The sequence below is a fragment of the Sulfuricaulis sp. genome (genome assembly GCF_049587675.1).
Lineage (GTDB): Bacteria > Pseudomonadota > Gammaproteobacteria > Acidiferrobacterales > Sulfurifustaceae > Sulfuricaulis.
On sequence record NZ_JBAVEJ010000071.1, the window covers coordinates 1 to 13,378 of the forward strand.

At 60.4% G+C, this 13,378-nt stretch carries 10 protein-coding genes and 1 other RNA gene; 5 read left to right on the top strand and 6 right to left on the bottom strand.

What is annotated here, in order from left to right; translation table 11 throughout:
- Positions 1–147 precede the first annotated feature (147 nt).
- From WB402_RS03640 to WB402_RS03655, 4 genes are all read right to left on the bottom strand, one after another.
- Positions 148–2,103 carry a 2-oxoacid:acceptor oxidoreductase family protein gene (locus WB402_RS03640; protein WP_424205552.1) on the bottom strand — a complete coding sequence of 652 codons (1,956 nt, stop codon included), beginning with the start codon at positions 2,101–2,103 and terminating at the stop codon, positions 148–150.
- Positions 2,100–3,263 (bottom strand): NAD(P)H-dependent flavin oxidoreductase, encoded by a 1,164-nt coding sequence (locus tag WB402_RS03645; protein ID WP_424205553.1) that lies wholly within the window; start codon positions 3,261–3,263, stop codon positions 2,100–2,102. The genes WB402_RS03640 and WB402_RS03645 overlap by 4 nt, the downstream gene beginning before the upstream one ends.
- Before the next feature lie 110 nt (positions 3,264–3,373).
- Entirely contained in the window at positions 3,374–3,757 is a 384-nt protein-coding gene (locus WB402_RS03650; protein ID WP_424205554.1) for a SirB2 family protein, read from the bottom strand.
- A 21-nt stretch (positions 3,758–3,778) separates the two neighbouring features.
- On the bottom strand, positions 3,779–5,020 hold the full coding sequence (locus WB402_RS03655) for an NnrS family protein (RefSeq protein ID WP_424205555.1): 1,242 nt from the start codon (positions 5,018–5,020) through the stop codon (positions 3,779–3,781).
- 294 nt (positions 5,021–5,314) lie between these two features.
- On the opposite strand from WB402_RS03655, the gene WB402_RS03660 reads away from it, so the two are divergent.
- On the top strand, positions 5,315–8,209 hold the full coding sequence (locus tag WB402_RS03660; RefSeq protein ID WP_424205556.1) for a bifunctional diguanylate cyclase/phosphodiesterase: 2,895 nt from the start codon (positions 5,315–5,317) through the stop codon (positions 8,207–8,209).
- Positions 8,210–8,232: 23 nt separating this feature from the next.
- On the opposite strand, the gene WB402_RS03665 is transcribed toward WB402_RS03660, so the two are convergent.
- Positions 8,233–9,267: a COX15/CtaA family protein gene (locus WB402_RS03665; RefSeq protein WP_424205557.1), complete on the bottom strand. Its 1,035-nt coding sequence runs from the start codon at positions 9,265–9,267 to the stop codon at positions 8,233–8,235.
- Positions 9,264–10,280 carry a COX15/CtaA family protein gene (locus tag WB402_RS03670; RefSeq protein ID WP_424205558.1) on the bottom strand — a complete coding sequence of 339 codons (1,017 nt, stop codon included), beginning with the start codon at positions 10,278–10,280 and terminating at the stop codon, positions 9,264–9,266. The genes WB402_RS03665 and WB402_RS03670 overlap by 4 nt, the downstream gene beginning before the upstream one ends.
- Before the next feature lie 360 nt (positions 10,281–10,640).
- Between WB402_RS03670 and WB402_RS03675 the strand changes: the two genes are divergently transcribed.
- The 4 genes from WB402_RS03675 (at position 10,641) to WB402_RS03690 (ending at position 13,310) form a co-directional block, all read left to right on the top strand.
- Positions 10,641–10,811 (top strand): hypothetical protein, encoded by a 171-nt coding sequence (locus tag WB402_RS03675; RefSeq protein WP_424205559.1) that lies wholly within the window; start codon positions 10,641–10,643, stop codon positions 10,809–10,811.
- 18 nt (positions 10,812–10,829) lie between these two features.
- Positions 10,830–11,369: a cytochrome C oxidase subunit II gene (locus WB402_RS03680; protein ID WP_424205560.1), complete on the top strand. Its 540-nt coding sequence runs from the start codon at positions 10,830–10,832 to the stop codon at positions 11,367–11,369.
- Between the two features lie 109 nt (positions 11,370–11,478).
- Positions 11,479–13,173 (top strand): cbb3-type cytochrome c oxidase subunit I, encoded by a 1,695-nt coding sequence (locus WB402_RS03685; protein ID WP_424205561.1) that lies wholly within the window; start codon positions 11,479–11,481, stop codon positions 13,171–13,173.
- Positions 13,174–13,234: 61 nt separating this feature from the next.
- A non-coding RNA gene (locus WB402_RS03690) (sX9 sRNA) lies at positions 13,235–13,310 on the top strand.
- Positions 13,311–13,378 lie beyond the last annotated feature (68 nt).

A 13,378-nucleotide genomic window follows, 5' to 3' on the forward strand; every position in this document is an offset into this window, starting at 1 on the left:
ATCCACGACAGCGCGACCGCGCGGTCCGCCGGCAGGCAGGCCTCGGCGCTGCCGTCGGCATAGGCATGTAACACCTCACGCTCGAAAGTCTCGCGATCCATGAATTCGGAGCGGAATTTCTCCAGCGAGGCGGTCATGATCTGTCTCCTAGGCTCGTGCCGCCGCGAGGGTCGCGGGCGCGAGGCGCGCGATGTCGAGCTCGCGCAAGTTGAAGTATCCCTGTTTTACCGCGGACATATTGGCCTCGATCACTTTCTCGCCGCGCCTTCCGAAATACTTGCGTAGCGCTTTTTCGACGCCTTCGAACAGCTGCGCGTCGCCCAGGCCTTGCGCGCGCACGAACGGCGCTACCCGCAGGAAGATGCCGAGCAGCACGATGCCCTGCATGCGCAGTTGCAGGTCCGGCGTCGCGGCCAGCTCACGGGCGATTTTAACCGCATCGAGATAGAACAGCCGCAGCCGTTTATGCAGGATGATTTCGTGTGCCGCCGCCGGGATGTGCGCCCATACTTCAGCGTCGGTGCCGAAGCGGCTCTGGATGAACAAACTCCCGTTCTCGCTGAGGCCGTGCAGCGGATTGGCGACGCCGAAGGCGTTGATGTCATGGATCGGCACGAATTCGACGTGTTCGATCTCGGAATGCTCGCGGATCGGCTCGGCCGCCACCGTCAGGTAATAGGTGGTCGGCAGACCCTTCTTGTCCGAGCCGTACTTGGGGTAGGCCTGAACGTAGAGACCGAAAATCTCCTCAACGAGCGAGGCGATCACCTTGTTGGTCGTGACCGAGCCGTAACCGCCGACCGAATGCCCGCGCATGCTGAAGGCGCCCGCCGGACGCACATCCGGATCGTGCCGGCGCTCGAGCGCCGTGGGGTGCACGATGTTAAGCGAGAAGAAAGGTTGACCGCCTTCAACCATGTTCTGCGCCACGGCGATCAGGTCGCCGACGCGCGTGTCGCGCGATCCCAGGCCGTACACGCCGGAATAAATCTGCGGCATTTTCTCGACGGCGGCGTAACCGACGGCGCCCGCCATGGCATCGGCGAAGGCCGCCTTCAGCTCGGCGGTGAGCGGATTGTTCCCGGCCAGCGGGTTGTCCATGCGTTCGATCACGGAGATGCTCCGGCAGTTTCGGAGCGCGGCGACGATTTCGCGGCCGGGAAACGGCCGGAAGCTCGTGACATGCAGCAGTCCCACCTTCCAGCCCAGGTGCTGGCGCAACCAGTCCACGGCCGGGATCGCGGTTTCCATGACCGAACCCAGGCCGACGATGGCGTATTCGGCGTCCTCCAGGCGGTAGCCGCTGACGAAACCGTAATGCCGTCCCGTGAGCCGGTAGAATTCGTCGAACGCCTCTTGCAGATGGCGCGGCACTTCGTCGTAGTAATAGCGCTGCGCGATCTTGCCCTTCATATAGGAATCCTGGTTTTGCACCACGCCGGTCATCAGCGGACGGTCGGGATCGAAAAGGCTAGTCAGTTTCGCGCGCGGATCGTCGATGAAAAGCTTCATCAGTTCCGGCTCGGCAAGGCGCACGTTCTCGATGGTGTGGGTGGTGAGAAAACCGTCCTGGATGCTCAGGAACGGCGTGCGTGAATTTTCCGCGGCGCGCCGGGCAATCAGCCCCAGGTCCTGCGCCTCCTGCGCGTTGCGCGCGAACAGCATGCCCCAGCCGGTATCGGCCACCGCCATGACATCGTCATGACCCGCGTGCACGTTGAGCGAATGCGAGCTGAGTGCCCGCGCGCCGATGTGAAACACCACCGGCAGACGCTTGCCGGAAATAGTGAACAGCACCTCCTTCATGAGCACCAGGCCCTGACCGGAGGTGAAATTGGTCACGCGCCCGCCGGCCAGCGCGAAGCCTTCGCAGGCGGAGGCGGAGCTGTGCTCCGATTCCGGTTCGAGAAAGAACAGATCGTGGTTCCACAGATTCTTGCCGCCGTTCGCGACCGCGAGCTGATAACCCGAACCCATGTTGGTGGACGGGGTGATCGGGAAGGCGCAGGCGCCTTCAGAAATATTTTGTTCGACCCAGACCACCACCGCCGATCCGTCGGCGGTGGTCGGAGTGCCGGGATAGGGGAAGGTGCCGGAAGTCACGCTGGTGTTGCGAATCGGTTGCCGGTCAGCAGGTATTCGAGCAGCTCATGAACTTTGCGTATTTCCACTCCGAAAGGCAGAGACTCCGAGCCGCGGAAGAACAAGCCCTGCTGTATGTTGCCGCGCTGCGCCGCCGCGAGCTGGGTCTCGATGCAGAATTGGCCGGCCTGGGGATTGCCGTCCTTGAATCCGCAATGTGCGAGGCACTCGAGCCGGCTCGGGCACTGGGAGCATTCGGGACTGGCTTTTTCGCGCAGCTTCAATTCCTTCGCGAGATAATTCTTTAGCCATGGAGTGAGCACCGCGCGCGCCGGCAGCCCGGCCGCGCTCATGAAGGTGACGATGTCCTCGGGCCTGGCCTCAGCCAGCACTTTCTTGAAGTTGGGGTGCGCATCGCATTCTTCGGTCACGGCAAACGGCGTACCGATCTGCGCGCCACTCGCGCCCATGTCGAAAAGTTCCTTGAGCTTCTGAAACGAGTTGATACCGCCCGCCGGTATTAATGGAATGCTGCCGAGCGCGATCCCCAGTTCCTGAAACACGCGCCGGGTTTCATCCAACACCCGCTTGAAATCGAACTTCGGGTCATTGACTTCCTCCATGCGCGTGGCACCGAGATGCCCGCCGGCGTAGCGCGGATGTTCGATGACGATGGCATCTGGCAGCCGGCCCTTGCGCATCCATTTCTTGAGCACGGCGCGCACGCCGCGTTCTTCCGACAGGATCGGGATGAGCGCGACGTTCTTGAATTTTTCCGTGAGATCGGGCAGGTCGAACGGCAGCCCCGCGCCGGAGACGATGGCGTTTGCCCCGCTCTTGCAGGCCTGCACCACGAGTTCGGCGTAATTCGACAGCGCGCGCATCACGTTCACCGCGATGAAGCCGTCCGGCGCGATCTCGTGCGCGGTGCGGATCTCGCGATCCAGCGCCTCGATATTGGCAGCGCTGTGAACTTTCGGGTCGTGGCACTTGCGCAAACGTTGCATGATGTCCGGGTACAGGCGCCGCAAATCCACGCTGGCGATCGTGCCGACCGCGCCTTCGCGGGCGACGGCGCCGGCTAGCCGGTGGCCGGAAATGCCGACACCCATGCCACCCTGAATGACGGGCAACAGTTCGCGATCGCGGATCTTGAGTAAAGGGAAAGAGGTACGGATCATGAAATGAATAGGCCTTAAAATGACAAAACTAGCTTATTTTGAGGTAAATCGGCTTGACGCAGGTCAAACTCCCGAACCGTGCCGGTGGATTTAAGCCGCCGCAATCATCGCTAGGCGACGAAAGGCAGCACCTGATGGGTGAGTGCGACCAGGACGATGTAGACGAATATCGCGATCGCGGCGAGCCACGCGCTAACACGGATTTTTTTGGTCCGGCCGTATTTGAGACCGACGGCACCGACCACAATGTAAGCGATCAGCGCCAGCACCTTGGCCGTGAGCCAATTTTGAACGAAGGGATATTGCTGGATCTGCATCGCCAGCAGAATCGCCGAGACGAGCAAAATCGTATCGATGACATGCGGCGCCACGCGTACCCATTCTTTTTGCAGCCACGGCGATTCTTGCATCATCCATACGCCGCGCACCAGAAACCCGGAAATAGACAACACCACACAGGTGACGTGCAGATGCTTGAGAAGCAAGATAATCATTTCTGTTTCCTGATAAATCGATTATCCGGGTTTACGGTCGAGTCGCGGTCGCAGGTACATCGGCGCGTACAGCCATACCCACAGCAGGAATGACAGCAACCAGGTGGCCGCGGCCAGCACGTTTAAAATTCCTCCGACAGTGCCGGGGAGAAACTCCGCGACGATGCGCAGCATCGCGGCGATGTTTACACCGAGCAGCACGTACCACGTCAGGTCGTTGGCCTCCAGCGCGCGCCCCGAATGCCCGAGGGTGACGCGCGAGGCCATCGCCACCACCATGCCGGTAAAGAAACCGATGCCTAGTGCGTGCAACGGCGCGCGTCCCAGGTAGTCCACGCCGGTGACGAGGAGCACCAGACTTTGCGCGGTGTAGAGCGCCATGCCGAGGCCGAGCCACAGAAATGCGATGTGCAGCATGGCCAGCAGGCGTGCGTGAAAGCTGCGGCGGAATTGCCAGATCCGTGAGTGATGCAGCGCGGCGAGCGCCAGCGGCGCGTCCGCGAGGAAACGCCACGCGGTCAGGCCGGTGAGTTCGAGCAGCACATGCCCGACGACGCACAGGAGCATCAGCGGCGGACCCCAGGCGGGTCGTATCATTAAATAGTTGATGAGCGCGCTTTGGCTGAAGAACGGGATCATGCGATGCGCCACCAGGAACACCACCGGCACCAGAAACAGCCACAGTCCGAACTCGCGCGCCAGCAGGAAAGCCATTGGCGCGCCGGAGATAACAGCGGCGAGAAAGCACGCGATGCCGAGCATGCCGGCGGCGAGCGCCAGGTTGAGCAGACGCTCGTGCGGACCGCGCTTGGGCGCCTGGAGGAAAACCGCCAGTAACGAATAGAGCGTTACTCCCCAGCCAGCCAGTTGCAGTGCCAGCGCCGCCGCCACGACGAGTCGCGATGCGAACAGGCCCGCATAAAACAGAATCATGCCAGCGGCGAGAAAAATGAAGGCGGTGATATACCGCGACGCCGGTACCACCGTTCCGCCCATCCAGCGCGGATAGACCGTGATCAGAAAACCGAAAATGAAAAATGGGAACACCCCGTACAGCATGAGAAACATGTGCACCCAGGTGGGTGCCACCGCCAGGGACAGGGTCGGCCACCATCCCGCGCGCCCCGCCAGCTCCAGGAGCCACAGCCCCATCACCAGAATGACTTGAAGCGCGCCGGCAAAGAACATCATGCGATGGGGCGCGGCGCTAAAGACCTGCCAGCGTGAAGGTATCAACGTGGGTTGGGGCGTCAGGGTGTTCATATTCGAATCCGGCAGCAGTTGAGGGTGTTGATGAAACAGGTCTCTTTTAGCAGGAGAAACCGGGGAAAGTACTTGATTCAGGTCACGCGAAGACCCTCTGGAACCCTCAAAAAGCAACTATATAAGGACAGTGGTCTATCTTGAAAGCTAAAGGTCTTTTCACGTGTGTGATGCACCGGCTCGTCCAAAAGGCAAGGGGGCTTACTGAACAGGCTGTCCGATATCAGGCTGGCACGACCGGCTGAGGCAGAAACCATCGTCAAAGCGGCTCGTGGACCGGGCGTTCTGGCGATTGTGGGGGTTTTCGGTCTCGTCACGCTGATTCTGTTGCATGTTTATGCCGGGCGTCAGTCCCAGGAGAGCAATCACTGGCGGTTAATCCGGGAACAGGCGGATGCCGCGTTGCAACTGGAGCTGAGCGTGCGTCAGCGGATCGTGGCGGTCGAGACCCTGCAGGCCTTCATGCTTGCCACGCGCAAACCCCCGGATTATTCCGAATTCAACCGTTTTGCCGAGACCCTGATGCAGTTCACCCCTGCTGCCAAGGGTTATGCCTACGGCGACGCGAACGGGGTGTTGCGGCACTTTTACCCGCTCAAGGGTAACGAGCAGGCCATCGGGCTGGATATATATAGTCGGCCCGGCGCGGAATTTCTGCGCAGGGCGGTTCAGGAACGGCACGTCACCGTGAGCGATCCGGTAAAGGTGGTGCAAGGGGAGCTGTCGGTGGTAATTCGATTTCCACTGTATCGCGATGATCGACTCGTCGGCCATGTACAGGGGGTTTTTGAGATTGACCCGCTGATCAAGCACGCGCGCGACATTCTGGATCCGAGCGTTGCCCTGCGACTGGAGGACAATCAGGGCCATATGTTCTTCGGCGAAACATCGGACCTCTCCTGGACTCAGCCGATGTCCATCGTGGTGGGCGATGGCAGCTGGAAACTGAGCGTGGCGTGGAAAGAGGCGCAACCCGGCCCCCCGGGGCTGATGCTGAGCCTGATCTGGCTCGGCGGTGGTCTTCTGCTCGTGAGCCTGCTGTACATCTTGCACCGAATCCAGTCCCAATCGCGCGTGCTGGCCATCGCCGTGAACGAGCGCACGGCGGACCTGCTCGAAAGCCAGCGCAGCTTTGCCACGCTCCTCAGTAACCTGCCCGGGTTGGTCTACCGCTGCCGCAACGATCCCGACTGGACCGTTGAACTGATCAGCGATGGAGCACTTGCATTGACCGGCTATGCGCCGGATGAATTCGCGCATCCCGGCCAGGTGAAATTTGCCGACCTGATTCATCCGGACGATCGCGACAAGGTCTGGCACGACGTGCAGGCGGCGCTCTCTGAAAACCGGCCATTCCAGCTGCTCTACCGCCTCATTACCAAGGATGGCAAGACCAAGTGGGTGTGGGAGCAGGGCCAGGGGATCCACAGCCCCACCGGAGAAATTCAGGCGCTCGAGGGATTCATCACCGACGTCACCGAGCGCATGCAGGCAGACGAGGCGTTACGCGAAAATGAGAAGAAATTCCGCACGCTGTTCGAATCCGCCAACGACGCGATTTTTCTGATGCAGGGCGAGAACTTTGTGGACTGCAATCCGCAAACCCTGAGGATGTTCGGTTGCCGGCGTCACGATATTATCGGTCATACCCCGATGGAGTTCTCGGCGGAGTATCAGCCGGACGGACGCAAGTCAAAGGAAAAGGCGCTGGAGAAGATCAAGACGGCCCTGGAGGGGGAGTCCCAGTTTTTCGAGTGGCAGCATATCCGGCTGGACGGAACGCCTTTCGATGCCGAGGTCAGTCTGAATGCGATCGAGTTGAGGGGCGAGCGCTATATTCAGGCCATCGTGCGCGATATCACCGAACGAATCCAGGCTCAGCAACGCTTGCAATACCTGGCGCATCACGATGCCCTGACCGATCTCCCGAACCGCGCGCTGTTTCTCGAGCGGCTGGAACATGCGCTGACGCGCGCACGCTGGACCCAAAGACCGCTGGCCGTGCTGTTCCTCGACCTGGACCGGTTCAAGAACATCAACGACACGCTCGGGCACGATATCGGCGACAGTACGTTGCGGACGACCTCCGAGCGCCTGAAAAATTGCGTGCGTGAAGGGGATACCGTGGCGCGCCTGGGGGGTGATGAGTTCACGGTGCTGCTGGAAGACATCGCGGATACAGACGATGTTCCGGCCATTGCACAAAAAATCGTCGAGGCCCTGTCCCGTCCGGTCGCGGTGAATAACCGTGAGTTTGTCGTGACCACGAGCATCGGTATCAGTTTGTTCCCGACCGATGGAGAGGATTCCCTCAAGTTATTGCGTAATGCCGATACCGCCATGTACCGCGCCAAGGACCAGGGCCGCAACAAGTATCAGTTTTACTCTTCCGAAATGAGCGCCAAGGCCCTGGAAAAATTCATGCTCGAGGCCAGCCTGCGCCACGCGCTGGAGCGCGAGGAATTTCTGCTGTACTACCAGCCGCAGGTCAATCTGGCAACGGGGCTCGTCACCGGCGTGGAAGCGTTGTTGCGCTGGCAACACCCCGATCTGGGACTGGTCTCGCCCATCCAGTTCATTCCCGTGGCGGAAGAAACCGGACTCATGAAATCGATTGACGAATGGGTGCTGCAAACAGCCTGTGACCAGGCGCGGCGCTGGATATCCTCCGGCCTGCCGCCGTTGTCCATGACGGTGAATCTTTCCGGCGCCTCGTTCAGCGAACCGAATCTGGTCGACGTGGTGGCGCGGGCTCTGCGCCAGACCGGTCTGGCGCCGGAAATCCTGGAGCTGGAGATAACCGAGAACGTGATCATGAAAAACGCGTCAGCCACGGTCGATATGCTCCAGGCGTTGAACCGCATGGGTATTAGGCTCGCGGTCGACGATTTCGGTACCGGCTATTCCTCGCTCAGTTACCTTAAGCGTTTCCCCATCGATACCCTGAAGATCGACCAGTCGTTCGTGCGCGACATCACGACCGACGTGGATGACGCCTCCATCGTCACGGCCATCATTGCCATGGCGCACAGCCTGCAACTGAAAGTGATCGCCGAAGGCGTGGAAACGCCGGGCCAACTCGTGTTTCTGCGCAACCACGATTGCGACGGCATACAGGGTTATCTGTTCAGCCGTCCGCAACCCGTGGCAGAGATCACTCGCCTGCTGCTATCCGGGAAAAAACTGTAATGGCCGGTTGCGGATGCCGCCAGTTAATGGGGTGTCCGCAACGAATGCAGGACCGCTAGAGCAAGACTGAACAGGACGAGCGCGCCGGCCTGGTGCGCGGCCGCTAGCGGAATCGGCACGACATACAGCAGCGTCGCGATGCCGAGCAGCACCTGCACTGAGAGCCAGCCGAGCAGAAAATGCACGGCGCGCCGCGTGTGCGCCGGTAATGCCACGCGCATCGCCTGCCACCAGAAAACCGGGATCACGAGACACAGCAGGTAGGCGAGGAGACGGTGGTTGAACTGCACCGTCGCGATGTTCTCGAACAGATTGGACCACAGCGGCTGCATCGCATACATGCCCTCGGGAAAGAAGCGGCCATTCATCCAGGGAAAGGTATTGAAGGCGAATCCGGCCTTGTTGCCGGCGACGAATCCACCCGAGAGGATCATGAGAAAAATCAGCGCGGTCACCGCCGCGCCAAAACGGCCGAGCCCCCGGGGCGCGGGCCGGGGCTCCGGCGGATACAGCAGTCCGAGCGCGGTCCAGAAAATATACGCATAAATGACGACGGCAAACGCCAGATGCGCCGTGAGCCGGTAGGGGCTGACGCGCGGGATATCGACCAGTCCGCTTTTCACCATGAACCAGCCGAGCGCGCCCTGCAATCCGCCGAGCACGAACATGACGATCAGTTTCGGCGCCAGTTCGTGCGTGATGCGCCGGCGCGCTAGGAAATAAAGAAACGGAATCAGAAATACCGAGCCGATGAGCCGGCCGAGCAGGCGGTGCGCCCACTCGACGTAGAAGATGCCCTTGAATTCCTCGAGCGACATGCCCTGGTTGACCTTGATGTATTCCGGCGTCTGCTTGTATTTATCGAAGGTTTCCTCCCACCGGGCCTGGGTGAGAGGCGGGATCGCGCCCATGATCGGGTCCCATTCGACGATCGAAAGCCCCGACCGCGTCAGCCGCGTGACACCGCCCAGCACCACCATCGCGAAAATCAGCGCGCAGCAGATCAACAGCCAGACGGCAACGGGCTTGTTGGAAGAGGATGTGGAGAGAGATATCATTTTTCAGTTGCCGGCGTCAGCAGATGCATGAGGTTCACGGTACTCAGCAATAATAACGCGGCAAGCGCATTATGCGCAGCCACCATCGTCAGGGGCAGACTGGAGACCACCGCGGCGACGCCCAGCAGTATTTGCAGCAGCAGCAAGACCAGCATCGACGTGGCGGTGCCGCGATAGCGGTCCCCGAGCCTGAGCCCGCGCCACCCCAGCCATCCTATATACAGAAATGCGACCACGGCGCCGAGCCGGTGAATCATGTGGATGAGCTTGGCGACATCGCCGGTGATGATGACGCCGCCATCGGTGATCGAGAGCACGCGGAACAAGTTGAGACTCTCGCGCCAGGGACCGTCGAGCCAGGGGAAATCACCGCAGCCGGGAAGACCGGTGCAGGCCAGCGCGGCGAAATTGGCGCTGACCCAACCGCCGAGCGCGATCTGGAAGAAAACAATGAAAACGCCGGCGCGCGCCCACGGCCGCAACGATGGCGCGCGCGCATCGCCTCCGACCGCGGACACCGACCGCTGACCGAGCCACCACAGCATGGCCAGCATCGCCATGCCGCCCAGCAGATTGCTGAGCGTTACCCACGGCAGCAGTGGCGAGGGTGTTTTGTATCCGAGCACCGACAGAAACACCGTCAGCCCCAGCACCGCCAGGGACAGTCCCGTGTTATGCCCCGGAAGCCGTCTGCGGCGCAGCGCCATCAGCGTGATGCCCACCACCATGGCGCCGAGCGTGGATGCCGCCAGACGATGAATGACGGTGGCCCACGCCGGCACCAGATGCGCGGAGGCGAGCGACTCCGTTCCACCCGCCGTTGATTTGATCAGCGCGTAACAGGCCGGCCATTCGGCGCAGCCGAGGCCGCTGCCAGCGAGACGCAGGTAGGCGCTGAGAATAACGACCACCAGCACCAGAACGAGGGAGAGAAAAACCAGCAGCGTGTAGAGGCTGTCCGTGCGCGGCGACGGGGAGCGGGGGGCAGGCGAGAGAGTCGACACGCTTGGCATAGGTAGTTAAGGAGCCTCTGAAATAAGACATTTACCGTCAGGACGCCAGGGTCGCCAGGAAAAAAAGATTTTGAATCGAATGATTTATTACCCTGGCGTTCCTGGCGTCCTGGCGGTTCGATTGAATAAAAGAGTTTTCCCAGATTTGTTTTCGACGTCACGTCGTTGCTGGCTTGACCAGTGTCAAAGTGTAAATCATTTTTAGTTGAATTGACCTAAGTCAAGTAGATGAGCGCCCGAATCGGTCTTTAATTGACGGTGGCATAATGCCGCAGCGAAAGAATAATGGCGCCGGGTGCGCTACAAAAGACCGGCGAAAGTAATCAAACATTTTTTTTGATCAGCACAGGAGGTATATACATGTCTGCCGCCAAAAACACGGGTTCGGGAAGCCGGGATCAAGCCGTCCCTGCCATGCAACGAGTGCTCGACAATCCATTTCTGCTGTTATTCATCGGAGTCGTGGTTCCCACGGTGTTCTACATCCTGTGGGGCATCATGGAAGTCGTCACCATTCCTCTGGCCAAATAACTTCCGGGAGACGCCGATATGAGCAGCCTGTTACCTCCTGCCGAACGCATCTGGTGGAAAGAACCGATCGAGGCCGTCGAGCTTTTCTGGGTCGCCATCGCGCTGGTGTGGGCCATCGTGATGTTCATCATGATGCCGTACTGGCATGTCTACGGTAAGCAGAACCTCTCGAACGAGGCTTATCGCACCTCGACGGAACTCTACGGGAAGAAAGTTCAGGCGATGGTGGATCAATTCACCGTGCGCAAGGAAACTGCGCAAGAGATACCGGTGGTGCATCCGCCCGCGGGAGCCGATGTTTATATATTGGCCCGCCTGTGGCAGTGGTACCCGATTCTGGAGCTGGAAAACGGCAAGACCTACCGCCTGCACCTGTCTTCGATGGACTGGCAGCACGGGTTCTCGCTGCAGCCGGAAAACATCAACGTGCAGGTGATCCCCGGCTACGAGATGGTGATCAAGATCACGCCGAACAAATCCGGCGAGTACACCATCGTATGCAACGAATACTGCGGCATCGGGCACCACACGATGACCGGCAGAATCTACGTGAAGTAAGGCCGCTCACGCACGTCATCTTATGACAAGACGAACGAGCGAAACGAGTAGGGCTACGTGCTTGTGCTTCGTGGCACTCGTACATCCTGTACAGCGGAGGTCGTAAAAAATGGCGAATACTGCAGAATTCCGTACCTGTCCCGACACTGGCCTGCTGTTCCACAAGCCGGCCGAGACCCTGATGAAACTGAACGCCGTCGCGGGAATCGTGTTCCTGCTGTTCGGCGGCGTCATCGGCCTGTTGATGATTTTGACGCGTTGGCCGACGGTCCACCTGCTGCAGGCGGACATGTTCTACATGCTGCTGACCGCGCACGGCCTCGGCGTGCTTATCTTCTGGATCATCTTCTTCGAAATAGCCGTGTTGTACTTCGCCTCCAGCACCCTGTTGCGATCGCGCCTCGCGGCGCCGCGTTGGGCGTGGCTCGGGTTTGCGCTGATGGTGATCGGGTCCATCATGACCGAGGTCGCCATCTTTCAGGGGCGTTCGAGCGTGATGATGACCTCCTATGTTCCGATGTCGGCCGAGCCGCACTTCTATCTGGGGCTCATTCTCTTCGCGGTAGGCGCCCTGATCGGCTGCTTCGTGTTCCTCGGCACGCTGGTGATCGCGCGTGCCGAGCGAACGTACGGCGAGGGATCGATTCCGCTGGTGACCTTTGGTGCATTGACCGCCTGTATCATCGCCATCTTCACCATCGCTTCGGGCGCGATTATTTTGATTCCGACCTTCCTGTGGAAGATCGGCTTCATCAACTATATCGACCCGTTGATGTACCGCATCATCTGGTGGGGCATGGGCCATTCCTCGCAGCAGATCAACGTCTCGGCCCACATTGCCGTGTGGTACCTCATTGCCGGCGTGGTGTTCGGCGCCAAGCCGCTGTCCGAGAAGGTTTCGCGCATGGCGTTCCTGCTTTACATCCTGTTCCTGCAGCTGGCCAGCGCCCATCACCTGTTGGCCGATCCGGGCATCAGCTCGGAATGGAAAATTTTCAACACCAGCTATGCGATGTACCTCGCGGTGCTGGCGAGCATGATCCACGGTCTGACGGTGCCGGGCGCGATCGAAGCGGCGCAGCGCAAGCGCGGCTTCAACAAGGGCCTGTTTGAATGGCTGCGCAAGGCGCCGTGGGGCAATCCGACCTTCTCGGGCATGTTCCTGTCGCTGATCATCTTCGGATTCCTCGGCGGCATCACCGGGGTGGTGATGGGCACGGAACAGATCAACCTGATCATTCACAACACCCTGTACGTCCCGGGTCACTTCCATGCCACCGTCGTCGGCGGCACGACTCTGGCGTTCATGGCGCTGACTTACTGGCTGGTGCCGGTATTGTTCCAGCGCGACGTCGTCCTGCCGGGGCTCGCCAAGTGGCAGCCGTATCTGTTCGGCTTCGGCATGATCGGCTTCACGCTGTTCATGATGGGCGCCGGCACACTCGGCGTCCCGCGGCGCCACTGGGACATCTCGTTCGCCAACGCCTTGTTCCAGTATCAGTATCCGGAGGTGGCGTATCTGATGCTCGGTCTGATGGCCATCAGCGGAATTCTGGCGATCGTGGGCGGCGGACTTTTCGTTCTGCAGATTGTCGCTTCGGTCCTGTTCGGCCGGCGCCGGGGCGAGGTCAAGAGCGCGACCCCGATCATCGCCGAACCGGTGGCGGCGGGTGTCCACGGCATCGGCATCGGCGGCATCTCCGTGCCCGGCACGCTGGTGCTGGCGCTGGTGTTCCTGACGACGTTCATCCTGTACTACTTCGTCAACTGGAAATATTTGTCCCAGGTCTGGGGGCTGGGCTAGAAGCTGCCTCAAAAACTGCTGCGCGTCCGTGATCCGGGATCGGGCGGTGCTCGGAATCCTCATGTACTGCCGTGTACACTCCGGATCCTGCGCTCCGTCCTCACCCGGCTGACGGCCGCTCGCGACGTTTTTGAGACAGCTTCGATTCAGGCGGTTGTAAACGCGGGCCTCTGGGCCGGTCCGCGAGCGGGAGGCCGGGCGGGCG